18 protein-coding genes, 2 tRNA genes and 2 rRNA genes are annotated in these 25,050 nt (G+C 33.5%); 6 read left to right on the top strand and 16 right to left on the bottom strand.

What is annotated here, in order from left to right:
• Positions 1 to 50 precede the first annotated feature (50 nt).
• The 12 genes from ABNT14_RS03200 to ABNT14_RS03145 all read right to left on the bottom strand — a co-directional run bounded on the left by ABNT14_RS03200 (position 51) and on the right by ABNT14_RS03145 (position 14,094).
• Positions 51 to 2,926 (bottom strand): 23S ribosomal RNA (locus ABNT14_RS03200).
• A 202-nt stretch (positions 2,927 to 3,128) separates the two neighbouring features.
• Positions 3,129 to 3,202, bottom strand: a tRNA-Ala gene (locus ABNT14_RS03195).
• A gap of 86 nt (positions 3,203 to 3,288) precedes the next feature.
• Positions 3,289 to 3,362, bottom strand: a tRNA-Ile gene (locus ABNT14_RS03190).
• A gap of 81 nt (positions 3,363 to 3,443) precedes the next feature.
• Positions 3,444 to 4,961 (bottom strand): 16S ribosomal RNA (locus ABNT14_RS03185).
• The 16S and 23S rRNA genes sit together here with 2 tRNA genes alongside, the layout of an rRNA operon.
• Before the next feature lie 1,130 nt (positions 4,962 to 6,091).
• A complete protein-coding gene (locus tag ABNT14_RS03180) occupies positions 6,092 to 6,829 on the bottom strand; it encodes a DUF4294 domain-containing protein (protein WP_101902283.1) in 738 nt (245 codons plus the stop codon).
• Positions 6,830 to 6,937: 108 nt separating this feature from the next.
• A complete protein-coding gene (locus ABNT14_RS03175; protein ID WP_101902284.1) occupies positions 6,938 to 8,191 on the bottom strand; it encodes an aminotransferase class I/II-fold pyridoxal phosphate-dependent enzyme in 1,254 nt (417 codons plus the stop codon).
• 96 nt (positions 8,192 to 8,287) lie between these two features.
• Positions 8,288 to 8,758, bottom strand: coding sequence for a hypothetical protein (locus tag ABNT14_RS03170; RefSeq protein ID WP_101902285.1), 471 nt, complete (start codon positions 8,756 to 8,758; stop codon positions 8,288 to 8,290).
• 85 nt (positions 8,759 to 8,843) lie between these two features.
• Positions 8,844 to 10,031: an enoyl-ACP reductase FabV gene (gene fabV, locus ABNT14_RS03165; protein ID WP_101902286.1), complete on the bottom strand. Its 1,188-nt coding sequence runs from the start codon at positions 10,029 to 10,031 to the stop codon at positions 8,844 to 8,846.
• A 27-nt stretch (positions 10,032 to 10,058) separates the two neighbouring features.
• Positions 10,059 to 10,451, bottom strand: a complete 393-nt coding sequence (locus tag ABNT14_RS03160) for a glyoxalase (protein WP_101902287.1) — start codon at positions 10,449 to 10,451, stop codon at positions 10,059 to 10,061.
• Entirely contained in the window at positions 10,444 to 11,391 is a 948-nt protein-coding gene (locus ABNT14_RS03155; protein ID WP_101902288.1) for a phosphoribosylaminoimidazolesuccinocarboxamide synthase, read from the bottom strand. Before ABNT14_RS03155 ends, ABNT14_RS03160 begins: the two co-directional genes overlap by 8 nt.
• 129 nt (positions 11,392 to 11,520) lie before the next feature.
• Positions 11,521 to 12,984, bottom strand: coding sequence for a bifunctional metallophosphatase/5'-nucleotidase (locus tag ABNT14_RS03150; protein ID WP_101902289.1), 1,464 nt, complete (start codon positions 12,982 to 12,984; stop codon positions 11,521 to 11,523).
• A 156-nt stretch (positions 12,985 to 13,140) separates the two neighbouring features.
• The gene (locus ABNT14_RS03145; RefSeq protein ID WP_101902365.1) at positions 13,141 to 14,094 is read right to left on the bottom strand and encodes a PhoH family protein; all 954 of its coding nucleotides are present in this window, start codon (positions 14,092 to 14,094) and stop codon (positions 13,141 to 13,143) included.
• 133 nt (positions 14,095 to 14,227) lie between these two features.
• On the opposite strand from ABNT14_RS03145, the gene ABNT14_RS03140 reads away from it, so the two are divergent.
• From ABNT14_RS03140 to gldG, 4 genes are all read left to right on the top strand, one after another.
• On the top strand, positions 14,228 to 15,091 hold the full coding sequence (locus tag ABNT14_RS03140) for an SAM hydrolase/SAM-dependent halogenase family protein (RefSeq protein ID WP_101902290.1): 864 nt from the start codon (positions 14,228 to 14,230) through the stop codon (positions 15,089 to 15,091).
• A 65-nt stretch (positions 15,092 to 15,156) separates the two neighbouring features.
• Entirely contained in the window at positions 15,157 to 15,687 is a 531-nt protein-coding gene (locus tag ABNT14_RS03135; protein ID WP_101902291.1) for a GNAT family N-acetyltransferase, read from the top strand.
• Positions 15,687 to 16,406 (top strand): gliding motility-associated ABC transporter permease subunit GldF, encoded by a 720-nt coding sequence (gene gldF, locus ABNT14_RS03130; RefSeq protein ID WP_101902292.1) that lies wholly within the window; start codon positions 15,687 to 15,689, stop codon positions 16,404 to 16,406. Before ABNT14_RS03135 ends, gldF begins: the two co-directional genes overlap by 1 nt.
• On the top strand, positions 16,399 to 18,042 hold the full coding sequence (gene gldG / locus ABNT14_RS03125; protein WP_101902293.1) for a gliding motility-associated ABC transporter substrate-binding protein GldG: 1,644 nt from the start codon (positions 16,399 to 16,401) through the stop codon (positions 18,040 to 18,042). The genes gldF and gldG overlap by 8 nt, the downstream gene beginning before the upstream one ends.
• A 129-nt stretch (positions 18,043 to 18,171) precedes the next feature.
• Here the strand turns inward: gldG and ABNT14_RS03120 are convergent, their stop codons facing one another.
• A complete protein-coding gene (locus tag ABNT14_RS03120; protein WP_200809371.1) occupies positions 18,172 to 18,840 on the bottom strand; it encodes an aquaporin in 669 nt (222 codons plus the stop codon).
• Positions 18,841 to 18,972: 132 nt separating this feature from the next.
• On the opposite strand from ABNT14_RS03120, the gene ABNT14_RS03115 reads away from it, so the two are divergent.
• A complete protein-coding gene (locus ABNT14_RS03115) occupies positions 18,973 to 20,190 on the top strand; it encodes an NAD(P)/FAD-dependent oxidoreductase (protein ID WP_101902294.1) in 1,218 nt (405 codons plus the stop codon).
• On the opposite strand, the gene ABNT14_RS03110 is transcribed toward ABNT14_RS03115, so the two are convergent.
• The gene (locus ABNT14_RS03110) at positions 20,187 to 20,951 is read right to left on the bottom strand and encodes a TIGR02757 family protein (RefSeq protein WP_101902295.1); all 765 of its coding nucleotides are present in this window, start codon (positions 20,949 to 20,951) and stop codon (positions 20,187 to 20,189) included. The two genes, ABNT14_RS03115 and ABNT14_RS03110, sit on opposite strands and share 4 nt — an antisense overlap.
• 188 nt (positions 20,952 to 21,139) lie before the next feature.
• Positions 21,140 to 22,501, bottom strand: a complete 1,362-nt coding sequence (gene rimO / locus ABNT14_RS03105) for a 30S ribosomal protein S12 methylthiotransferase RimO (RefSeq protein ID WP_101902296.1) — start codon at positions 22,499 to 22,501, stop codon at positions 21,140 to 21,142.
• A gap of 139 nt (positions 22,502 to 22,640) precedes the next feature.
• On the opposite strand from rimO, the gene ABNT14_RS03100 reads away from it, so the two are divergent.
• A complete protein-coding gene (locus ABNT14_RS03100; RefSeq protein WP_145993568.1) occupies positions 22,641 to 23,837 on the top strand; it encodes a hypothetical protein in 1,197 nt (398 codons plus the stop codon).
• A 63-nt stretch (positions 23,838 to 23,900) separates the two neighbouring features.
• On the opposite strand, the gene ftsY is transcribed toward ABNT14_RS03100, so the two are convergent.
• On the bottom strand, positions 23,901 to 24,854 hold the full coding sequence (gene ftsY, locus ABNT14_RS03095; RefSeq protein ID WP_101902298.1) for a signal recognition particle-docking protein FtsY: 954 nt from the start codon (positions 24,852 to 24,854) through the stop codon (positions 23,901 to 23,903).
• Positions 24,855 to 25,050 lie beyond the last annotated feature (196 nt).

The following is a 25,050-nucleotide window of genomic DNA, read 5'->3' as shown; positions in this document are numbered from 1 at the left end:
TAAATTATCAAAAAGAGTTTCGCTTGCGCCCTTACGAGCGCAAGACTTTCTACATAAGCCTATGGGTTATTAGTAATACTCGGCTATGACATTACTGCCTTTACACCTGTATCCTATCAACGTGGTAATCTTCCACGACCCTTTAAAGAAATCTCATCTTGTGGTGGGTTTCGCGCTTATATGCTTTCAGCGCTTATCCCTTCCCAACGTAGCTACTCTGCAATGCTCCTGGCGGAACAACAGATACACCAGAGGTTAGTTCAACTCGGTCCTCTCGTACTAAAGTCAAATCCACTCAAATTTCTAACGCCCACAGCAGATAGAGACCGAACTGTCTCACGACGTTCTGAACCCAGCTCGCGTGCCACTTTAATGGGCGAACAGCCCAACCCTTGGGACCTTCTCCAGCCCCAGGATGTGACGAGCCGACATCGAGGTGCCAAACCCCCCCGTCGATGTGAGCTCTTGGGGGAGATCAGCCTGTTATCCCCGGAGTACCTTTTATCCTTTGAGCGATGGCCCTTCCATGCGGAACCACCGGATCACTATGCTCTACTTTCGTACCTGATCGACCTGTATGTCTCTCAGTCAAGCTCCCTTATGCCATTGCACTCTACGCACGGTTACCAAACGTGCTGAGGGAACCTTTAGAAGCCTCCGTTACTCTTTTGGAGGCGACCACCCCAGTCAAACTACCCACCACGCACTGTTCTCATTGCTGAGTTAGATTCTAGATAAGCAAAGGGTGGTATTTCAAGGACAACTCCACAACGCCTAGCGACGCCGCTTCATAGTCTCCCACCTATCCTACACATTACTTATCCAAAACCAATACGAAGCTATAGTAAAGGTTCACGGGGTCTTTTCGTCCCGCTGCGGGTAATCGGCATCTTCACCGATACTACAATTTCACCGAGCTCATGGCTGAGACAGTGTCCAGATCGTTGCACCATTCGTGCAGGTCGGAACTTACCCGACAAGGAATTTCGCTACCTTAGGACCGTTATAGTTACGGCCGCCGTTTACTGGGGCTTCATTTCATTGCTTCGCCGAAGCTAACAACTCCACTTAACCTTCCAGCACCGGGCAGGTGTCAGGCCTTATACATCATCTTTCAATTTAGCAAAGCCCTGTGTTTTTGATAAACAGTCGCCTGGACCTTTTCACTGCGGCCCATCCGAAGATGGGCGACCCTTCTCCCGAAGTTACGGGTCGATTTTGCCTAGTTCCTTAGCCATGAATCACTCGAGCACCTTAGAATTCTCATCCCAACTACCTGTGTCGGTTTACGGTACGGGTTCTCATAATCTGAAGCTTAGAGGTTTTTCTTGGAAGCCTTTAGGCACACTATCAACGCATCCGAAGATTTGTTGTACTATCACATTTCACCTAGATCAGCGGATTTGCCTACTGTTCTAATAGCTACATGCTTCAACGAACTATTCCGTCAGTTCGCGGTGCTTTCATTACTCCGTCACCCCATCGCAATTATAAGAAGTACAGGAATATTAACCTGTTATCCATCGACTACTCCCTTCGGATTCGCCTTAGGACCCGACTAACCCTCAGCTGATTAGCATCGCTGAGGAAACCTTAGTCTTTCGGTGAGGGGGTTTCTCGCCCCCTTTATCGTTACTTATGCCTACATTTTCTTTTCTATCCGCTCCAGCATTCCTTACAGAACACCTTCGGCGCAAATAGAATGCTCCCCTACCACTTATACAAAGTATAAATCCATAGCTTCGGTAATATGTTTATGCCCGATTATTATCCATGCAAAACCGCTCGACTAGTGAGCTGTTACGCACTCTTTAAATGAATGGCTGCTTCCAAGCCAACATCCTAGCTGTCTAAGCAGTTTCACCTCGTTAGTTCAACTTAACATATATTTGGGGACCTTAGCTGATGGTCTGGGTTCTTTCCCTCTCGGACATGGACCTTAGCACCCATGCCCTCACTGCTGAGTAACATTTTATAGCATTCGGAGTTTGTCAGGAATTGGTAGGCGGTGAAGCCCCCGCATCCAATCAGTAGCTCTACCTCTATAAAACTTTCGCTCAACGCTGCACCTAAATGCATTTCGGGGAGTACGAGCTATTTCCGAGTTTGATTGGCCTTTCACCCCTACCCACAGGTCATCCAAAGACTTTTCAACGTCAACTGGTTCGGTCCTCCACTGTATGTTACTACAGCTTCAACCTGCCCATGGGTAGATCACTCGGTTTCGCGTCTACTACTACTAACTATGGTCGCCCTATTCAGACTCGCTTTCGCTTCGGCTCCGGACCTTAAATCCTTAACCTTGCTAGTAACAGTAACTCGTAGGCTCATTATGCAAAAGGCACGCCGTCACACAGTTAATGTGCTCCGACCGCTTGTAGGCGTACGGTTTCAGGTTCTATTTCACTCCCTTACTTAGGGTTCTTTTCACCTTTCCCTCACGGTACTAGTTCACTATCGGTCTTTCAGGAGTATTTAGCCTTACCGGATGGTCCCGGTGGATTCATACAGGATTACTCGTGTCCCGCACTACTCAGGGTACTGCTATATTATCTTCGATTACCTATACGAGACTATCACTCTCTTTGGTTTGTCTTTCCAGACAATTCTAGTTCTCTTAGACGCTAATGTCGCAGCCCTACAACCCCAACACTGCCGTAACAGTATTGGTTTGGGCTAATCCGCGTTCGCTCGCCACTACTAACGGAATCACTATTGTTTTCTCTTCCTCCGGTTACTTAGATGTTTCAGTTCACCGGGTTTGCCCCCTTTCGGGTGACATGTCTTCAACATGCCGGGTTGCCCCATTCGGAAATCTACGGATTATAAGGTATGTGCCCCTCCCCGTAGCTTATCGCAGCTTATCGCGTCCTTCATCGCCTCTGAAAGCCTAGGCATCCGCCATACGCCCTTATTTAGCTTATTGTACTTTTTGCTCTAAACATTACTGTTTAGAACGAGCTCTTTATAATTATTATTTTTATAAAAATATTGTGTTAATCTTGCGATTAACTCTCTATCTTGATTTCTTTACGATATCATTTTACCAATATGTCAATGAACTTTAATAATTACGAATGATGAATTACAAATTTATAATTCATAATTTTCAATTCGTAATTGAATTGTGGAGAATATCGGAGTCGAACCGATGACCTCTTGCGTGCAAGGCAAGCGCTCTAGCCAACTGAGCTAATCCCCCATTTGAAATTCAGAATTATGAATTCAGAATTACGAATTTAGAATCCTCTAGTTTCCAGAATTTCCTTTCTAACAACTTACTCTTTGTAGTCTCGGGCAGACTCGAACTGCCGACCTCTACATTATCAGTGTAGCGCTCTAACCAGCTGAGCTACGAGACTATAATAGCTTATTATTAGTGTGTTTTAAAATTAACAGCAAAGAGTAAAATTTCCCTTTTGTAACTCACCATCTTTCTCTAGAAAGGAGGTGTTCCAGCCGCACCTTCCGGTACGGCTACCTTGTTACGACTTAGCCCTAGTTACCAGTTTTACCCTAGGTCGCTCCTCGCGGTAACGAACTTCAGGCACCCCCAGCTTCCATGGCTTGACGGGCGGTGTGTACAAGGCCCGGGAACGTATTCACCGGATCATGGCTGATATCCGATTACTAGCGATTCCAGCTTCACGGAGTCGAGTTGCAGACTCCGATCCGAACTGTGATATGGTTTATAGATTCGCTCCTATTCGCATAGTGGCTGCTCATTGTCCATACCATTGTAGCACGTGTGTAGCCCAGGACGTAAGGGCCGTGATGATTTGACGTCATCCCCACCTTCCTCACGGTTTGCACCGGCAGTCTCTCTAGAGTCCTCAGCTTAACCTGTTAGCAACTAAAAATAGGGGTTGCGCTCGTTATAGGACTTAACCTGACACCTCACGGCACGAGCTGACGACAACCATGCAGCACCTTGTGATCTGTCCGAAGAAAACTCTATCTCTAAAGCTGTCAGACCACATTTAAGCCCTGGTAAGGTTCCTCGCGTATCATCGAATTAAACCACATGCTCCACCGCTTGTGCGGGCCCCCGTCAATTCCTTTGAGTTTCAGTCTTGCGACCGTACTCCCCAGGTGGGATACTTATCACTTTCGCTTAGTCACTGAACCGAAGTCCAACAACTAGTATCCATCGTTTACGGCGTGGACTACCAGGGTATCTAATCCTGTTCGCTCCCCACGCTTTCGTCCCTCAGCGTCAGTATATACGTAGTAGACTGCCTTCGCAATCGGTATTCTAAGTAATATCTATGCATTTCACCGCTACACTACTTATTCTATCTACTTCCATATAACTCAAGTCAATCAGTATCAAAGGCAGTTCCATCGTTGAGCGATGGGATTTCACCTCTGACTTAATTGACCGCCTGCGGACCCTTTAAACCCAATGATTCCGGATAACGCTCGGACCCTCCGTATTACCGCGGCTGCTGGCACGGAGTTAGCCGGTCCTTATTCTTACAGTACCGTCAAGGATCTACACGTAGATCGGTTTCTTCCTGTATAAAAGCAGTTTACAACCCATAGGGCAGTCATCCTGCACGCGGCATGGCTGGTTCAGAGTTGCCTCCATTGACCAATATTCCTCACTGCTGCCTCCCGTAGGAGTCTGGTCCGTGTCTCAGTACCAGTGTGGGGGATAATCCTCTCAGACCCCCTACCTATCGTTGCCATGGTAAGCCGTTACCTTACCATCTAGCTAATAGGACGCATAGTCATCTTGTACCCATAAATGTTTAATAGTGTTCCGATGCCGAAGCACTACATTATGGAGTATTAATCTTCATTTCTAAAGGCTATCCTCCTGTACAAGGCAGATTCTATACGCGTTACGCACCCGTTCGCCGGTCGTCATCTATGCAAGCATAATGTTACCCCTCGACTTGCATGTGTTAAGCCTGCCGCTAGCGTTCATCCTGAGCCAGGATCAAACTCTTCATTGTATATTTTAAATAATATTAATGAATAAGTTTCAAAAGAATTTAACTTCGTTAGAAGTTGTGGTTATTCTACTCTTATTTACGCTGTCAATTTCAATATTTTCAATGAACCTAGTTCTTTTTTAAAAAAACCAGAGATAAGAATAATCTTATCATTTTTTGTAGAAACGTTAGAATCGAACTAACTGACTTTAAATTGTCATTTCCAAATTTCTTTAATCGTTACGCTTTATGAAAGCGGTTGCAAATATACATTCTTTTATTTGTTTTAAACAAATTAAAATTAACTTATTTTTTACATTTTATTAAAATGATACTTAACGATATTTTAAGGAACAGTTGTTAACTTTTAAACTTGCGTTTTGTTGTTAGCGGTTGCAAATCTACGTCCTTTTATTGGACTGACAAGGGGTTTTATTTGTTTATTTTAAAAGTATTTTATTAATCGCTGATTACTAGGAGATTGATTTGTGTGTTTTTTTATCTTTTATGTTCTATTAGTTTTAAAAAGTAGGATTCTGCTAAAATTAGCACGTATTAATATCTGAAATTATGGTTTTTTGGCCTGTTAAAAGTGGTTAAAAACAGCTTCGAATGTTTTGTTTTGCTATTTTAGTAATAGATTTTTATTTGTTTTTTTGATTTTAAGACTGATAAAGTTCTCGATACTATTTTTTTGAAAGAAAAAAAATCACTCGAACTGACAGTTTATTTTCGTTAATAGGAATTTGCTTCCGATTTTTAGGCTGATTTCTGGGGTTCTCATTTTGATGCGATGCTGAAATAAATTTAGCAGGATGTTTTGAATTACCTAAACAGGATGAAAATCATTAGAACTGACAATTGTTCTTCGTTAATGGGAATTTCGTTTTGAATGCTCCAAACAAGAACAAACCTCACAGGTTTTTAAAACCTGTGAGGTTTAAGTTTTACTGCTCGAAATGATAGTATAAACTTTGCCTAAATTATAGTTAAGTTCTCGAATTATTAAAAAAAGTACAAATGCCTAGCCCCGATTGATGCTTTGTTTGAGCTCTTTTTTTGATTTTTCTTCAAAAAAAAGCGAGTGCGGAAAGCGGGTAATTGCTTCTAGAAAAAATAATTATTGAATTTTTATACCTTATATATAACTGCTACTTTTTTTTAGGCTTATTTTTTCTTGCGCGCTTCTTGCGTATTTTTACAAATAACTTTTTATAAACCGTTACATCGATGCTTCCCCGACCTTTTAATACGATATTTTTATAGGGTTTCTTTAATTTTGGGGTTTGATATTCTAATTTTTCATCAACAAATGCACGTTGTAAAATATCTTCTATTAAAAAATCTTCATTTATCGTTTCTGGTATGTATTTCGATTTTAATGACAACTTGAATATATTTGCGGTGGTATTGTACCAAAATGCCTTCCAGCTACTTCGCAATTCTTTAATATTTTGAAAAGCGGTTTTGCCTGATTGGCGATGTATTAATTTTAACAAAATACGCCCCTCTGTTTTGGTTAATTTTTTTAAAGGACTCGTCAGTTCTTCTTGGAGGTACTTTTGAGTTCTTTTTATATATTTTCTTTTGGCTCTTTTCGATTTTATTTTTGATAAACGAACCGCTACACTGTCTATTTTTTTTGCCGCCAAAACAGCATAAGGGTATGCTTTAAAAACTTTTTTACGAAACCAGTAATAATAATGAATATCTAATTTTTCTTTAAACTTATGCTTCGGAAAAATAGCTACTTCATTTAATGTAATCATTAAACTATCGCCATTTTTTAACAAAAAATATTCTTCATTAACGTTTGGTAGTGTGTCTTTTATTTGTCCTATGCTACTAGAAACGAAGAGTACTATATATATATATAAAAGTTTTTTCATTAATTTTAAGTATCAAATAAAAACTCAAAGATATTCCTTTTTTTTAAACAAAAAACTCATGAAATATATTATATGCTTCATGAGTTTTTTTTGCTATAATTATATCTTTTATTCGGCCATAATTGCTTCTGCAACCTTTTTATAAGTTCCGTTTGATAATTTTTCTCGAATTGCTGAAAATGCAACAATTGTTTCATCAACATCTTTTTGTGTGTGACGTGCTGTTGGTATTAATCTTAAAATAATTAATCCTTTTGGTATTACAGGATATACCACTATAGAACAAAATACCGCGTGATTTTCACGTAAATCTTGAACCATTGCCATTGCTTCAGGGATTTCTCCTTTTAAGAATACAGGAGTAATACATGTTTGTGTAGTTCCTAAATCAAAACCAGCAGTACGCAGACCTGATTGTAATGAGTTGGTAATTTTCCACAAATTCTCTTTTAATTCAGGCATGGTACGCAACATGTCTAATCGTTTTAAGGCGCCTTTTACCATAGGCATTGGCAACGATTTAGCAAACATTTGTGAACGCATGTTATACTGTAAATACTGAATTATGTCTTTATCAGCTGCAAAGAAAGCTCCGATTCCTGCCATCGATTTTGCAAATGTTGCAAAATAAACATCAATACCCTCTTGAACTCCTTGCTCAAAACCAGTTCCTTTTCCGTCTTTACCTAGTGTTCCAAAACCATGGGCATCATCAACTAAAATTCGGAAGTTATATTTTTCTTTTAAGGCGATAATTTCTTTTAAACGACCTTGCTCACCTCGCATTCCAAAAACACCTTCGGAAATCAATAAAATTCCTCCACCTGTTTTTGCTGCCATTTTAGTGGCTCTTTGTAAGTTTTTTTCACAGCTTTCAATATCGTTATGCCTATAAACAAAACGTTTTCCTGCATGTAAACGAACACCATCAATAATACAAGCGTGGGTGTCCATGTCGTAAACAATAATATCTTCTTTGGTAACCAAAGCATCAATTGCCGATACCATTCCTTGGTAGCCAAAGTTTACTAAATATGCCGCTTCTTTTTCTACAAAATCAGCACATTCTTGCTCTAATTGCTCGTGGTATTTAGTGTGCCCTGACATCATACGAGCTCCCATTGGATAAGCTAACCCGTCGGTTGCTGCTGATTCACCATCAACCTTTAAAACCTCTGGATGATTTGCTAAACCTAAATAATCATTGATACTCCAAGTAATTACTTCTTTTCCATTAAAAGACATTCTGTTAGAAATTGGTCCTTCTAACTTTGGAAAAACAAAATATCCTTCTGCCTTATCTGCCCATTTTCCTAACGGTCCTTTATCTTGTTTAATTCTTTCAAATAAATCTTTAGTCATTATTACTTTTGTAATTTTATTCCTTACAAAAATAATGATTTTTAAGATGTTCTCAAAATAGTTAAGCATTTGATTCTTTTGTTAAAAAAGTTCTTTTTATAATTTTTCTAATTCTAAACTATAATCGTATTGTAAATCTTCATGCAGGGTTGCTACAATTTTCTGAATCAGTTTTACTTGAGTTTCTAGTATATTTTGTAAACGAGGGCTATTTTTTATTGAAGGTTTTAAATTTTTGAGTTTGATACAAAAATGTAATAATAATTCGACTTCTATTTCTTTATTCTTTGAAAAACGAATGTATTTTTTTGTCTTTGTTAATATTTTACGTGCACTTTTTCTGATAAAAAAATAACTTTTAGTATTGATGTTTTCAAATAACACATCCATCTCGTTTTTAATAGCTAAAATATAACCTTGTTCATTATCAGCTTCAAATAACAGGTAAGTAAGTAATTCTTTATTTTCTTTTTTAAAACGAATTAACTGCAAACAAATTTCTAATAATTCATTTTGATTTTTATGTTTTAATTCGTCTTTTAACGCTTTAATTGTTGCTATTTCCATAACATAATTTTAAATAATATAACAAAAAAAACCTCACAGCTATTACGACTATGAGGTTTTGATGGTGTTTTTATATGCTTTTTAATTATTGAATACTTGGTACGTTAACAACTTCGTTAACCTCAGCATCATAATCTATTCCTGCTACTTTAAAACCGAATAATTTAAAAAATTCTTGACTATATCCTTCTAAATCTCCAATTTCCGATAAATTTTCAGTGGTTGCTGTTTTCCATAATTCTGAAATTTCTGCTTGTACATCTTCACGCATTTCCCAATCATCTACACGGATTCTACCTTTTTCATCTAAAGCTAAATCGCCTCCAAATAAACGCTGGCTATATAAACGCTGAATTTGTTCGATACATCCTTCGTGAATTCCTTTTTCTTTCATCACCTTAAATAAAAGTGAAATATATAATGGAATTACAGGAATTGCAGAACTCGCTTGTGTTACCAAGGCTTTATTTACCGAAACATACGCCTTTCCTCCTATTGATTTTAAATCATCAGAAATCGTAAAAGCAGTTGCTTCTAAATCATCTTTAGCCGCACCAATTGTTCCATTTCTGTACACAGGTTTGGTAACTTCAGGGCCGATATAAGAATATGCCACTGTAGTAGCCCCTTCCGATAATAAGTTTTCTGATTGTAATGCGTCCATCCACATTTTCCAATCTTCACCCCCCATAACTGTTACCGTATTGGCAACATCATCGCCTTGGGCTGGGTTTATAGAAATTTCTGAAACTTTTCCTGTATGAAAATCTACGGTTTTGTTGGTAAAAACTTCTCCAATAGGTTTTAATGTTGATTTAAAACGTTTTCCTGATACAGGGTGCATTCTAACTGGCGATGCTAAACTATAAATAACCAAGTCAATTTGCCCTAAATCTTGTTTGATTAGGTTAACAACTTGTTCTTTTATTTGGTTTGAAAACGCATCTCCATTAATACTTTTAGCATACAAACCTGCCTTTATTGCTTCTTGTTCAAAAGCAGCTGTATTATAAAAACCTGGCGACCCTGGTTTTCCTTCTGTTGCTGGTTTATCAAAGAAAACCCCAATTGTAGCAGCGTCTGAAGCAAATGCACTTGTTATTCTTGATGCCAATCCGAAACCTGTTGAAGCACCGATTACTAATACTTTTTTAGCACCTTCAATTTTTCCTTTTGATTGTACGTATGCTATTTGATCTTTTACATTTTGCTCACAACCCGTTGGATGAGATGTTAAACAAATAAATCCTCTAGTTCTTGGCTCTATTATCATTTTTAACTAATTTCTTATTAATTTTTATTAATTGCTATCTGTTTTAAAAATTTTAATTTCTAATTGGCTATCTTTAATTCGTTGCCCAATCATCATTAAAATTCTTTTATTGATATCGGTATTATTGTCTTTATAAAATTCAAATTCCCCCACAGTAAACTGCCCGATAATCAACCCTAAAAACTGATTTTTTAAATTGATATTTTTCTTGGTGATACTATTTACCGCTTTATTAAATTTTTCTTTTTCGATATTTATAATATCTACTTTTTGACTTTTACAGAAAAAGATAAAAAATTGTAAAAGCAATTCGTGTTGTAATTTTAAAATTGGGCGTATTGTTTTATTCTGAAAATCTTCTACAGGAATTTCAGAGGATAAATTTAATACCGGGCGAATATTTATTTTATTGCTATCCATTTAAAAAATTAACAACGTTTTTTTCAATACGATTTAATACATTTTCAGTATTTGCTTTTACAAACTTCTCTCCTGTAATTTGCTCGTATAATTCAATATATCTGTTTGAAATTTCGGTAACTTTTTCGTCTGACATTTCAGGAATTGCCTGCCCGTCTTTTCCTTGAAAATCATTTTCAATTAACCACTGACGTACAAATTCTTTTGACAATTGCTTTTGTGGCACTCCTTTTTCTTGACGTTCAGCATATCCATCGGCATAAAAATAACGAGAAGAATCTGGCGTATGAATTTCATCAATTAAAACAATTTTACCATCTTTTGTTTTACCAAATTCATATTTAGTATCTACTAAAATTAACCCACGAGAAGCAGCTATTTCTGTTCCTTTTTGAAATAAATTTCTAGTGTATTTTTCTAAGATGATATAATCTTCTTCAGAAACCACATTTTTAGATAAAATTTCTTCACGAGTAATATCTTCATCATGATCGCCGTTTTCAGCCTTTGTTGAAGGCGTAATTATTGGTGTTGGAAACTGATCATTTTCCTTCATTCCTTCCGCCATTTCAACGCCACATAAAACTCTTTTACCAGCTTTATATTCACGTGCTGCATGCCCTGACATATACCCACGGATAACCATTTCTACCTTAAAAGGCTCACATAAATGCCCTACAGCTACATTTTCATCAGGCGTTGCATGTAACCAATTTGGAACAACCTGAGCGGTTTCGTTCATCATTTTGGTTGCTATCTGATTTAAAATTTGCCCTTTATAAGGAATTTGACGTGGTAAAACCACATCAAAAGCAGATAACCTGTCAGAAGCTATCATTACCAATAACTCGTCATCTATATTATAAACCTCTCTTACCTTACCTTTATAAACCGACTTTTGCTTTGGAAATTGAAAGTTAGTTTCGTTAATTGTATTCATACTTTTTTTGTTGTGTTGTTAACTCTGTTGTTGATTGCAAAAATATGGTATTTATTTTTGGTTTTTATTTCTTTCTGATAAAGAATAAAAGGATATAAAAACGTTTTTAAATGAAATTTAAACAATTGCTTAATATCTAAAATAATTACCACAATTAGGATAATTTACCTGCGGATTAGTATTTTTTATATAACTTATTATTGATGATGCTGCCGAAAGATTTTGAACATCACCATATTCTGGAAATAAATTATCATAAACAGCAGGTATATAATCGTTTAAACCTACCGAGACAACGGTATTATAGTCTAACAAATTTCCTAGTTCATCTCTAATTTCAATAACTTTTCCTATTTTTTTAATTTGAACACCTGAATAATAAAACCCTGATTTTGATTCTATTAAGAAATTTTTTATTTGCCCTATAGTCATTTTATATTTAACAGTTCCGTTATTAAATGGCTCAATAGTATAGATTTCTCTTTTAGTAATCGCTCCTTTATTTAACGAACTTCTAATCCCTCCTGTATTTTGAAAAGATACATCTACATTCATTATCTTTTTGATAGCATCAGTATATAAACAACCTACTTGATCTCTTTGATGATTAATTAATGAATTTCCTATTACTTCTTCTAATTCGGGTACATCATTATATGTATCAATAATATTTTTAAGCTCTTTGTCGTATTCTAAAACTTCCTCTAAATTAATAAGCGTATAATTAATATTTGTAACTGATTTATTTTTTACAGATAGTTCTATTTTTCCTAAATTTTTTAGATAAGAGCCTGATTGAAAAATAGGAATTCCATTTTCTTTTGTATTAATTTTTTGATGTGAATGCCCTCCTATAATTAAATCGAAGTAAGGAAATTTATTAGCTAATTGAACATCTCCTAAATTACGACTACTTGTGTGCCCTAAATGTGTTAATGCGATAAAAAGATCGGAATCTTCTGATTTCTTAACATCTTTATATTTACTCACAACCGTTTCTGGACGTTCAAATTTCATTTTTTTAACCCTCCACGGGTGTGTAGAAGGAATTGTTCCATTCTTTTTTCCATTGGTTTCAACTAAGCCTAAAAAAGTGATTTTTATATTATTTTTTGAAACTGTATAAAACTCATTTGGCTGTGGAACTCCTGATTTTAACATATCTACATTAGCGCAGACCCAATTAAAATTAGCTTGCTCTATTCTCTTTTTTAATGTAGCTTCGCCATAATCAAATTCGTGATTTCCTAATACTGATACATCAAAACCTACTTTATTCATAACATCAATCATCGGAAAACCTTGATTGTCTTTATAATTATCAACTACGGGGCTTCCTGAAAACATATCGCCACTACAAGCAACGATAACATTTTTAGTTTCTTTTTCCTTATCTATTAAATACTTTATTTTAGCAAAGTTATCTAATTGCGCATGTTGGTCATTCACAAAAAATATCGTTACTTTCTTTTCTACTCCTTCATTTAAATCATTATTTTCTGACAGTTCGTTATTTTTAATACCATTTGAAGAGCATGATAATAAAGTGCTTACTAATAGGGTAACAATATTGATTGAAATTTTATTTATCATGGGATGTTTTTTCAACAAATTTAATCAATATAGTATAAATTAAAGATAACTTATAGCCTATAATAACAAACATTTTTTTATTGAAAAAGACTATTTTAAACGGCTCGTAGATTCGTTTAAGTAGTCTTTTAATTTTTGAAGATAAAAAAATAGCAATTACTCCGTTTCAATACTTTTATAAGCTTTAATAATTTTTTTAATCAATCGATGACGCACCACATCTTTATCATCAAGATATATTTGGGCAATACCATTAATCTCTTTTAAAGCTAACAAAGCTTCTTTTAAACCTGAAACCTGTTTACGTGGTAAATCTATTTGCCCAGGGTCACCAGTAATAATGAACTTTGCATTTTTCCCCATTCTTGTTAAAAACATTTTCATCTGATTATGGGTTGTATTCTGCGCTTCATCTAAAATAACAAAAGCGTTGTCTAGCGTTCTTCCACGCATAAATGCCAACGGAGCAATTTGAATGATGCCTTTTTCAATATGTGATTCTAATTTTTCATGAGGAATCATATCACGCAAAGCGTCATATAAAGGCTGCATGTACGGATCTAATTTTTCTTTTAAATCGCCAGGTAAAAACCCTAAGTTTTCACCTGATTCTACCGCAGGACGTGTTAATATTATTTTACGGACTTCTTTTTCTTTCAATGCTTTTACAGCCAAAGCCACCGCAGTATATGTTTTACCTGTTCCTGCAGGACCAACGGCAAAAAGCATATCATTTTTACTCATTAAATCAACCATTTTACGTTGATTTGATGTTTGTGCTTTTATTAAATTTCCATTAACGCCATGCACTAAAACACCTTCTATTTTAGCCGATTTTCTAAATTCCTCTTCTTTTCCTGTGGCTGTTAAAATACGTTCAATACTATTTTCATCTAATTTATTGTACTTATTAAAATACTTAATTAGCATGCCTAAACGTTTTTCTAACTCATCTAAAATTTCTGATTCGCCATATAATTTTAATTTATTTCCTCTAGATACAATTTTAACTTTTGGAAAATACTTTTTTAGCGTTCTAATAGTACTATCTTGCGTTCCAAAAAATTCATTTGGATCAATTTCTGTTATTTCAAAGATACGTTCATTCAAAAGATACATGTTTTAATATTATTCACTTTAAAAATAATGATTATTTTTATTGAATTATGTAATTTTGCCATAAAATTTAGCAGACTATTTAAGGTTTGCCAATTAACAAATAATTAATACGCAATTATATTTAATGTCTATAATTACTTTAACCACCGATTTTGGAACAAAAGACCACTTTGTAAGTGCAGTTAAAGGAGCTATTTATAGTGAATTACCTGAGGTTAAAATTGTTGACATCACACATAACATAACCCCTTTTAACATTACAGAAACTGCCTATATTTTAAGAAATACTTATAAAAGTTTCCCTGATAAAACAATACATATTGTTGGTGTAGATTCTGAATTAAGCAAAGAAAACAAACATATTGCTATTGAATTAGACAATCATTATTTTATTTGCCCTGACAACGGCATTATTTCAATGATTACTTCAGATATAAAACCTACAAAAATTGTTGAAATAAACATTCACAATCATATTGAAACTAGTTTTCCTGTGCTCGATGTTTTTGTACAAGTAGCCTCACATATTGCACGTGGAGGTAGCTTAAATATTATTGGAAAAGAAATTGATGTATATAAAAATAGTGTTGAAATAAAAACAACCGTAAATAAGCAACAAACTATTATTAGTGGCGGAGTTATTTATACTGATAATTATGGGAATGTAATTACTAATATTGATAAAAAACTATTTAAATCCGTAGGAAAAGGACGAAATTTTATTATTACCGCCAAGCGCTATACCTTTACTAAAATTTACAAACGTTATAACGAAATTGTAGATTATTCAATTCCAAAAGAAAAAAGAAATAATGATGGCGAAAAATTAGCCATTTTTAATTCATCAGGATTTTTAGAAATTGCCATTTACAGAAGTAACTTAAATACTGTTGGAGGTGCTTCTACGCTATTAGGTTTAGGTTATAGAGACAGTATTACTGTTGAATTTGAAGCTATTCCTTCAGCTAAATTCACCTCCAAAAACTAAAAAAATAGCTATTTAATAACAAATCTCTAAACTTAGAGTATTAATAAATCCATACGCTTACAATAATGAATTACCCTACAGTTTTCCCAAAAATTTCTACAGAAAGATTAACATTGCGCCAAGTATCTTTTAACGATAAAAGAGCTATCTTTAAATTACACTCTAACAAAGTAGTTAACAAATTAATTACAAGAGAAACCCCTAAAAATTTAAATGATGCTGATGCTTTTATTCAAGCTTGTTTAGATAATTTTGAAACTCAAAACAGTATTTTTTGGGCAATTGAATTGCAAGAAACCACTAAAATTATTGGCTCAATTAATCTTTATGATATAAATTCGGAAGATAATTCAGCAAAAATAAGCTATGAATTAACACCTGATTATCAAAAAGAAGGTCTTATGAGCGAAACCATAAAAACTATTTTAGATTTTGCAAAATTAACTACCAAATTAAAAACTATTGACGCTATTACACATCAAAATAATTCTAATGCTATAACGTTATTAGAAAAAAATCAATTTACTTTACAAGAAACTAATCAAAATTTACCAGAAGACAATGCTGTTTTTCGTCTTGACATAAACCAAGAATAATGTATCCAATACTTAAAAAAGAAATTAACTCATTTTTTTCATCTCCAATAGCCTATTTAGTTATTGGAGTGTTTTTACTCATAAATGGTTTGTTTTTATGGGTTTTCAAAGATGATTTCAACATTTTAAATGCTGGTTTTTCAGATATCAGTTCGTTCTTTTATTTAACACCTTGGTTATTTTTATTTTTAATTCCTGCCATTACCATGAAAAGTTTTGCTGATGAATTTAACAGCGGAACTATTGAACTATTAAGAACAAAACCACTAACCGATTGGCACATTATTTTAGGTAAATTTTCGGCATCATTATTATTAGTTTGCATTGCTTTATTACCTACCTTAATTTACGTTTACACAGTTTATATACTTGGTAATCCTATTGGTAATTTAGACATCGGCATTACCATTGGTGCATATTTAGGGGTGCTTTTTTTAGCTGCAACTTATACCGCAATTGGTTTATTCACCTCTACACTTTCTAAAAATCAAATTGTCGCTTTTATTTTAAGCGTTTTTATCAGCTTTATTTTATTCTACGGATTTGACTCTTTAAGTTCTTCTTTTGGAAATTCAGGATATACACTACAACAATTTGGAATGTACGAACATTTTAAAAGTATTAGCCGTGGCGTTGTAGATACCCGCGATATTATTTATTTTATCAGCCTTACTTTTTTCTTTTTATTGATGACCAAACAACAGTTAAAAAATGAATAAAAAGCTACAATATAGCACCCTTGCTTTCTTCGGATTATTATTGATAAACTACCTTTCAAAATCCGTTTACAAACGCTTCGATTTAACACAAGATAACCGTTATACGATTTCTAAAACCAGTATTAATCTATTAGATAAATTAGAAAATACTATTTTTATTAACGTTTATTTAGAGGGCGATTTTCCTGCCGAATTTAAACGCTTACAAACCGAAACACGTCTGTTTTTAGAAGAATTAAAAGCCCTAAATTCAAACGTTCAATTTCGATTTATCAACCCGAATAATATTCGTGAAAATCTAATAAAAAAAGGCATGATGCCAAGTCAATTAACTGTCGAAGAAGACGGGAAATTGTCGGAAGCTATTATTTTTCCTTGGGCAGAAATTAGCAGCGGAAAAAGAACTGAATTGGTTTCTTTATTACCAAATACGGTGGCTAAAACACAAGAAAAACAGCTACAAAATGCCATTGAAAAACTAGAATATTCTTTTGCAAATGCGATAAACAATATTACAACGAATCAAAAACAAAAAATCGCCGTAATTGCTGGTAATGGCGAATTAGAAGATATCGATTTGTATAGCTTATTGAGCGAAGTTGGCAAAAAATATCGATTAGCAAAATTTACTTTAGACAGTGTGGCTAAAAATCCTCAGAAAACAATCCATGATTTAACCAACTATGATTTAGCAATTATTGCAAAACCTACCCAAAAATTTACCGAAAAAGAAAAATTTACACTCGATCAGTTTATTAGCAACGGAGGTAAAACACTTTGGATGATTGATAATAATTATTCCGATACCGATAGTTTATATAATACGGGGAAAATGCTCGCTTTCCCACGTGATTTAAACCTAACTGATTTATTATTTAGCTATCAAATCCGTATTAATAACTCATTAATTCAAGATTTATATTCAGCTAAAATACCGTTAGCAACAGGAAATACAGGAAATCAGGCACAGTTTAAACACTTAAATTGGTTTTATCATCCGCTGGTAAATCCAAACCCAAACCACCCGATTACCAGAAATATTGCTCCTGTTCGTTTTCGTTTTACCACACAAATAGATACCTTAAAAGGACACATTAAAAAAACACCGTTATTTGTTACTTCTGTATTAACAAAAAAGATAGGCACGCCTAATTTTATTGAATTACAAAGTATTGCTAAACAGCCAAAAGAAAAACAATACAATAGCGGACCACAATTGTTAGCTGTTTTGTTAGAAGGTAATTTTAATTCGGCATATAAAAACAGAACAAAACCTTTTAATACGCCACTTTTTAAAGCAAAAAGTACTGCAAATAAAATGGTTGTTATTGCCGATGGTGATATTGCTAGAAATCAAATTTTAAAAGGAAAACCACACGATTTAGCCTTAGATAAATGGACTGGCGAACACTTTGGAAACAAAGAGTTTTTAATAAATACCATTGATTACTTACTAGACGATACTGGTTTAATTAATTTGCGAAATAAATCGATTGCTATTCATTTATTAGACAAACAAAAAGCCTATACTCAAAAACGTTTTTGGCAATTTATAAATATCGGTGTTCCGTTAATTTTACTTGCCTTATTTGGGCTTGGATTTCGTTATTTTAGGAAGAGAAAATATGAAAATTAAGCAATATCTTCAAAATATATACAAAACCCTAGCCCCGATTGTAGCAATTGTTTGAGCTCCTTTTTTTGATTTTTCTTCAAAAAAAGAGCGAGTGCGAAAAGCGGGAAATAGCTTCTAATAAAAAAGAAATTACTTGACTAATTTCCAAGAAAAAACAGCTAATATCGCACCTAAAATAGGAGCTAAAATATACAACCATAAATGCTCTAAATGCCCTGATATTAAAGCGGGAGCAATTGAACGTACTGGATTCATGGATGCTTTTGTCATCGGGCCTGCAAACATCGCTTCTAGTAAAACTACGCCTCCAATTGCGATTCCTGCCATTACCCCAACTTCCTTGCTTCCTGACGAAACATTGATAATAGTTAGCATTAAAAAGAAGGTTAATAAAAGTTCTAAAATAAATGCACGCCACGGTACAATTGATGGAATTGTTGCACCAAAATATTCACTTTCAGGAAATAAAACACAGAGCATACAGCTTGCTAATATTGCTCCTATTAATTGAAAAACAATATACTTTGGAACTTCTTTCCACGGAAATTTTTTAGCAAAAGCGAAAGCAATAGTGACCGCAGGATTAAAATGTGCGCCCGAAATTTCGCCAAAAGCATAAATCATCGCCATTACAATTAACCCCCAAGTTATGGCAACGCCCGTATGGGTTAAATCTGTTCCACCAGTAATTTCATTTACCGTCATCGCTCCTGTTCCGCAAAAAATTAGGGCGAAAGTTCCTATTAATTCTGAAATATATTTTTTCTTCATTTTGCAAATATCAAATAAATATTTCATATTTATTTGATATTTATTTTACCTTTTTAACAACTAAATTTTCTCTTTTAAATATCCACTGATAAAAACCGAGTTCCTTTGATTTTTTACATTTATAGGACTCTTTCAATAAACAAATAGTAATTTTGCAAAATGAAGAAATCAATAGCCATTATTGGCGGTGGCGCAGCTGCACTTTTTACTAGTGCATTTTTAGATACCAAAAAATTTGACGTTACTATTTATGAGCAAAAAAAATCGGTAGGGCGCAAATTTTTAGTGGCTGGTGATGGCGGTTTTAATCTTAGCCACGGCGAAGATATCCATAAAATGATAACCAGATATACTCCTGATTATTTCTTAAAAAATGCCTTATTAAATTTTTCAAATGATGATTTACAGGCTTGGTTATTAAAATTAAATATCCCGACTTTTAAAGGAAGTAGCAACCGAATTTACCCCGAAAAAGGCATCAAACCAATTAGTGTTTTATCAAAAATTAAACAATTTTCTTCGGATAAAGGCATTCGTTTTTTATGTGATTACAAGTGGAAAGGTTGGACTTCTGATAATAATTTGATTTTTACGCATCAAAATAATACCGAAAATAAAAATACTATTATTTCTGCCGATTACACTATTTTTTCTATGGGTGGCGGAAGTTGGAAAATTACTGGTTCTGATGGTACTTGGTTGCCTATTTTTAAGGATAAAAGCATTAAAACACGTCCTTTTTTGCCTGCAAATTGTGCCTATAAAATTGCATGGAAACCTGATTTTATTTTAAAAAATGAAGGAAAACCTTTAAAAAACATTGCGCTTTCTTGCTTCGAAAAAACCCAAAAAGGAGAGCTTGTAATTACAAAATTTGGCTTGGAAGGAAATGCTATTTATGCGTTAAGCCCAGAAATACAATCGAAACTTTCCCAAAACAAACAAGCACTTATTTATTTAGATTTAAAACCGATGTTTAGTTCAGATGAAATCTTCAAAAAAATAACAGCTTCGAATTATAGCATTACTGATATTCTTAAAAAAGTATTAAAATTAAGCCCTGTTCAAATTGATTTATTAAAGTCATTTTTAACGAAAGAGGAATATCTTGATAAAAATATTTTAGCACAAAAAATAAAGTCCTTGCCGCTTATCATAGAAGATTCTGCGCCGTTAAATGAAGCGATTTCTACAACTGGCGGCGTTTCTTTAGAACAAGTTACTGAAAATTTTGAGCTTAAAAAGCTTAAAAACACGTTTTGCATCGGTGAAATGCTCGATTGGAATGCTCCAACGGGTGGTTATTTATTGCAAGCTTGTTTTAGTATGGGTGTTTTTGTTGCTGATTATCTAAATGAAAAAAATAAATTCTCTTAAAACTTCTCAAAAACTCCCAAACCAAATAAGGCAAAATCATATTTCACAGGGTCTTCGCTGTCTAGTTTTCTAAGCGAAGTATCTAATTCTAACAACGCTTTGGCATCGTTTTGTTTTCGGGTTAAAAGCCCTAATTTACGCCCAACATTCCCTGAATGAACATCTAACGGACACGACAAAATGGCGGGTGATATGTTTTTCCAAAGACCAAAATCTACGCCTGTATTGTCATTTCTAATCATCCACCTAAGCCACATATTAATTCTTTTACATGCCGATTTTTTATACGGATCAGATACGTGTTTTGTGGTTCTGCTTGGATGTTCTATTTCAAAGAATATCTTTTTCAATTCATGAATTGCAGGTTGTAAAGAATCTTGAGAAGCGTGTTTATTGAAAATATTTTCTAAGCCATTATGATGCATATAAATATGTTTTAACGCCTTTATAAAATGTGAAAAATCGATAGCATTAAAAGTTCTATGCACAAAACCATCTAAGTTTTCTAAATGATGCTCTTGATGATTCATGACAAAATCGTAGGGTGAATTTCCTAGTAAATCCATCATTTTATTGGCATTTTTTAAGATGCTTTTTCTATTTCCCCAAGCAATTGTTGCTGCCAAAAAACCCGAAATTTCAATATCTTCTTTTACTGAAAATTTGTGAGGAATAGAAATTGGATCGGGGGCAATAAAGTCAAAATTATTATATTGCTGTACTTTTGCGTCTAAAAATTCTTTTAATTCATTTGGATTCAAAATGGCGGTTATTTTGTGTGATTATTTGGTAAAAGTAATAGATTTAAAAAACAGTAGCAATTTCATTAAAACATAAACATTTTTTTTACAGCAATATTTTAAATTTTAAACTAAAAAAAACCCGCTAAAAGCAGGTTTTTTATAATTATAATCTCTTTAAAAAACTTTTAAAATCTTTCAAAAAATATTTAATGATTTATTTTTTTTCGCTGATGTAAACTTACTGGCTTTTCTTGCTTTACAAGCGGAGTTCCGTATAAGTCAAAATCACCCGCTTCATCAATTTTAATATCGATAAATTCCCCTAATTTAATATAATGTTTAGTAGCATCTACAATTACATCATTATCAACATCTGGTGAATCATATTCAGTACGCCCGTAAAAATATTCGCCATCTTTTCTATCGAATAAACAACGGTACGTTTTACCAATTTTTGCTTGGTTTAATTCCCAAGAAATTTGCCCTTGTACTTCCATAATTTCATTTACTCTTCGGAATTTTACATCAGCAGGAACATCATCTTCTAAAACAAAAGCACCTGTATTTTCTTCATGAGAATATTCAAATGCTCCCATTCTTTCGAAACGCATTTCTTCAACCCATGCCTTTAACTCTTCAAATTGCTCTTCTGTTTCCCCTGGATATCCAACAATTAAAGTTGTACGAATTGCCATTTTTGGCACTGTTTCTCTAAATTTATGAATTAATGAAGTTGTTTTTTCGTGAGTAGTACCACGCTTCATCGATTTTAAAATTTCGGTATTAATATGTTGTAACGGAATATCTAAATAATTACAAACTTTTGGCTCATTTTTCATCACCTCTAAAACATCCATTGGAAAACCTGAAGGAAAGGCATAATGTAAACGAATCCACTCAATTCCATCAACTTTTACAAGCTCTTTTAATAAATCGGCTAAGGCACGTTTTTTATAAATATCCAACCCATAATAGGTTAAATCTTGTGCGATTAACATCAATTCTTTGATACCTTTTTTAGCTAATTTTGTAGCTTCAATCACAAGTTCCTCTATTGGTGTCGATTTGTGTTTACCACGCATTAAAGGAATTGCACAAAATGAACATGGACGGTCGCAACCTTCGGCAATTTTTAAATATGCGTAATGTTTTGGCGTAGTTGTTAAACGCTCTCCAATTAATTCATGCTTATAATCCGCCTCTAAAACCTTTAATAATTCAGGTAATTCATGCGTTCCAAAATATTGGTCAACATTTTTAATTTCGTTTTCTAAATCGGGTTTATAACGTTCACTTAAACATCCTGAAACAAAAACTTTGTCGATTTCCCCCGCTTCTTTTCGTTGTGCATAATGCAAAATAGTATCAATACTTTCTTCTTTTGCTTTCCCGATAAAACCACAAGTATTGATAACAACAATATTTCCATCATCATCTTTATCTTCATGAACCACGTTTTTACCATTCGCTTTTAACTGTCCCATTAAAACTTCACTGTCGTAAATATTTTTAGAACATCCTAAGGTTACTACGTTAATTTTATTCTGCTTTGGTGATTTTGTGCGCATTGTACTGTAAAAATTTAGGTTGCAAAGATACTGTTTAAACAACAAGTTTATAAAAATTATAAGTCTCAATTTGATTTTTGATAAATTTGTATTTTTGCCACTACTTTAAAACTAGTTAAATCTGTAACGATTCATCAGCATGAATAAAATACTACTTATTATCATTATCATTATTTCATCTTCGAGTGTACATTCACAAACGCTTAAAGATTCCCTAAATATTATTTATAAAAACTATTTTGATATTTTAAAGACCCACAAGAAAATAGACACGATTGTTTTAAAAGTTGAAAATTTCAAAGAGTTGATGGAGTCTAACAACCGTAAAATTAAAAGCTTAACCGATGCCGAGCTTTTTAGTTTGAAAAAACAACTCCAACAACGAAGAAAAAAAATAGTCAATACCACAGATTTTGTTTTTGCAGCAAATGCAAGTTTAAATGCCATCAAACAACTAGATGCAACGAGCGATTATCTGACTAAAATATCAAGTTTAAACAACCCTGAAAATGCGGAATTAGGTTTTTCATTATCGAATCAAATTGCTATTATTATCGAAAAAAACATCTTTAAAGGAAAAAGTAAAATCAATGGAATTAAAAAATCGAAGTTTTTACTTTTTGTTGATAATATCATAAAATCGCCGATAACCAAGACAATCAGTAGTGCCATGCCTGTTGTTAATTCGATTAAATCTATTGTCGATTTAGTAATCGGAAACGCTATAAAAGATAAAAATGTATCTATAAATCATATTGTTGAACTAAAAAAATCATTAAAAGTATATTTAGAACATTATGAAGGCTTGGCAAAATGTCAAGTTAATTTTGAACAAAATTTAAGAACCTTAGATATCAGAAAAAAAGGATTAGTGTTGTTATTAACCCAATATACTACCGAACGTTCGAACACCTTAAGCCCTAATATGATATCAGAAAAAGACAAAAAAACCTCCTTAACACAATTAATCAATAGATATTATACCAAAAATATTGTTCAGCAAAAAGTGGCACAAATAATTAATTTAAAACCATCTTCTTACAATGCTCATTTGACCGATAATAAATTAATTTATCCAAATTATGCGTTAAATCAAGCAAAATTTATTAGAGATGAAATTGAATCTTTAAGTAAAGAATACGCTTCTACATTTACCATTTATCAACTTGAACTTAAAAAAGTTTTACAAAAAAGTAAGAATATTGGTGATACAACTAAAATAGATGCTAAAATAATTGACCTTGAAAATAAATTATTAGAAGTAAAAAATACCTTTGAAGATAATTTAAACATCTATAAATTAAATCATACTTTTAAAGATTTAATTCGTTATTAGTTTTATTTAGAATAATATACACGTAAAAAAGCTCTTAAAATTAAGAGCTTTTTTTATGTTTTTTTATTTAAAGAAAGAATCTACAAATTCGTGTTTGTTAAACACTTGTAAATCGTCAATTCCTTCACCAACACCAATATATTTTACAGGAATTTTAAATTGGTCGGAAATACCAATTACAACGCCTCCTTTTGCAGTTCCATCTAATTTGGTAACAGCCAAAGAGCTAACTTCGGTAGCTTTTGTAAATTGTTTTGCTTGTTCAAAAGCATTTTGCCCTGTTGAACCGTCTAAAACTAATAACACTTCATGTGGAGCATTGGGTATTACTTTTTGCATTACACGTTTAATCTTCGTTAATTCATTCATTAAATTAACTTTATTGTGTAAACGACCTGCAGTATCAATAATAATAACATCCGCATTTTGATTTACACCAGATTTAACCGTATCAAATGCCACAGATGCAGGGTCAGACCCCATTTCCTGACGTACAATAGGAACATCAGTTCTATCTGCCCAAACCTGTAATTGGTCAATTGCTGCGGCTCTAAAGGTATCGGCAGCCCCTAAAACCACCTTTAAACCTTGCTTTTTAAATTGCGATGCTAATTTACCAATCGTCGTTGTTTTACCAACACCATTTACACCAACCACCATTATTACATGTGGTTTATTGTTTGTAGAAATAGTAAATTCGGTAGCATCTTTGGTATTTGTTTCTGATAATAAACCTGCAATTTCTTGTCTAAGAATTTGATTTAATTCGTCAGTACCTACATATTTATCTCTAGCAACTCGAGCTTCAATTCTGTCAATAATTTTCAGTGTAGTAACTACACCAACGTCTGAAGAAATTAAAACTTCTTCTAAATTATCTAAAACATCGGCATCGACTTTTGTTTTACCAGCAACAGCTTTCGATAATTTAGAGAAAAAACTTGTTTTTGTTTTTTCTAATCCTTTGTCTAATGTTTCTTTTTTCTCTCTTGAGAAAATTTTCTTAAAAAAACTCATAGTTAAATTTTACAATCATTTATAAAGGTTAAAAACTATACCAAACTTACACTATAGTCAAATTGTCATTGTTTTTGTCATCAATTACAGGTATAATTACAACAAGTTTATGAGAATAAAAATAAGTAACATTCAAAAATACCGTTTTTTAACACAAAAAAAAGCTACTCTCTTATGAAAGTAGCTTTTATATATT

The organism is Tenacibaculum dicentrarchi (genome assembly GCF_964036635.1).
Taxonomy (GTDB): Bacteria; Bacteroidota; Bacteroidia; order Flavobacteriales; family Flavobacteriaceae; genus Polaribacter; species Polaribacter dicentrarchi.
This window is presented reverse-complemented; position numbering and strand designations above follow the sequence as displayed.

What these genes read in the sequence shown, in the direction of transcription:
- ABNT14_RS03180 (WP_101902283.1), bottom strand. Translation starts at nt 6,829, where the DNA reads ATGAAAAAACTTTTATATATATATATAGTACTCTTCGTTTCTAGTAGC.
- ABNT14_RS03175 (WP_101902284.1), bottom strand. Translation starts at nt 8,191, where the DNA reads ATGACTAAAGATTTATTTGAAAGAATTAAACAAGATAAAGGACCGTTA.
- ABNT14_RS03170 (WP_101902285.1), bottom strand. Translation starts at nt 8,758, where the DNA reads ATGGAAATAGCAACAATTAAAGCGTTAAAAGACGAATTAAAACATAAA.
- fabV (WP_101902286.1), bottom strand. Translation starts at nt 10,031, where the DNA reads ATGATAATAGAGCCAAGAACTAGAGGATTTATTTGTTTAACATCTCAT.
- ABNT14_RS03160 (WP_101902287.1), bottom strand. Translation starts at nt 10,451, where the DNA reads ATGGATAGCAATAAAATAAATATTCGCCCGGTATTAAATTTATCCTCT.
- ABNT14_RS03155 (WP_101902288.1), bottom strand. Translation starts at nt 11,391, where the DNA reads ATGAATACAATTAACGAAACTAACTTTCAATTTCCAAAGCAAAAGTCG.
- ABNT14_RS03150 (WP_101902289.1), bottom strand. Translation starts at nt 12,984, where the DNA reads ATGATAAATAAAATTTCAATCAATATTGTTACCCTATTAGTAAGCACT.
- ABNT14_RS03140 (WP_101902290.1), top strand. Translation starts at nt 14,228, where the DNA reads ATGTCTATAATTACTTTAACCACCGATTTTGGAACAAAAGACCACTTT.
- ABNT14_RS03135 (WP_101902291.1), top strand. Translation starts at nt 15,157, where the DNA reads ATGAATTACCCTACAGTTTTCCCAAAAATTTCTACAGAAAGATTAACA.
- gldF (WP_101902292.1), top strand. Translation starts at nt 15,687, where the DNA reads ATGTATCCAATACTTAAAAAAGAAATTAACTCATTTTTTTCATCTCCA.
- gldG (WP_101902293.1), top strand. Translation starts at nt 16,399, where the DNA reads ATGAATAAAAAGCTACAATATAGCACCCTTGCTTTCTTCGGATTATTA.
- ABNT14_RS03120 (WP_200809371.1), bottom strand. Translation starts at nt 18,840, where the DNA reads ATGAAATATTTATTTGATATTTGCAAAATGAAGAAAAAATATATTTCA.
- ABNT14_RS03115 (WP_101902294.1), top strand. Translation starts at nt 18,973, where the DNA reads ATGAAGAAATCAATAGCCATTATTGGCGGTGGCGCAGCTGCACTTTTT.
- rimO (WP_101902296.1), bottom strand. Translation starts at nt 22,501, where the DNA reads ATGCGCACAAAATCACCAAAGCAGAATAAAATTAACGTAGTAACCTTA.
- ABNT14_RS03100 (WP_145993568.1), top strand. Translation starts at nt 22,641, where the DNA reads ATGAATAAAATACTACTTATTATCATTATCATTATTTCATCTTCGAGT.
- ftsY (WP_101902298.1), bottom strand. Translation starts at nt 24,854, where the DNA reads ATGAGTTTTTTTAAGAAAATTTTCTCAAGAGAGAAAAAAGAAACATTA.